At 44.1% G+C, this 272-nt stretch carries 1 protein-coding gene; it reads left to right on the top strand.

What is annotated here, in order from left to right:
• On the top strand, positions 1 to 272 hold a 272-nt coding region (locus G9371_RS19035), incomplete at both ends, for a phage tail tube protein (RefSeq protein WP_264821702.1).

The raw sequence follows: 272 nt of genomic DNA, 5'->3' as shown, positions 1-272 counted from the left end.
GTGAATACAGGTGAAATGACGATCCAGACCACAGGCAAAATCACTGGTAACTTTGGTTTAGTAGGTAGCTCATTTACGCGACAGCAGGTTAATCCTGTTACCAATCCTATTCCAGCATCGACTCGCCCGCTGGTGAGTATGCCAAACGTTGAAAAGCTACTTATTAATGGCCAATCAATTCAGGGTAAAGCTTGTCTGCAGACACTTACCATCAACTTTAGTAATAATCTGGAAGCGATCCGTTGTATCGGTTCTGGTAAGTACACGCCTGA

Origin of the sequence: Acinetobacter sp. EKM10A (genome assembly GCF_011075215.1) — a bacterium.
GTDB classification, from domain to species: domain Bacteria; phylum Pseudomonadota; class Gammaproteobacteria; order Pseudomonadales; family Moraxellaceae; genus Acinetobacter; species Acinetobacter baumannii.
Note: the sequence above shows the minus strand (reverse complement) of the source record. Positions and strands in the feature narration are given on the sequence as shown.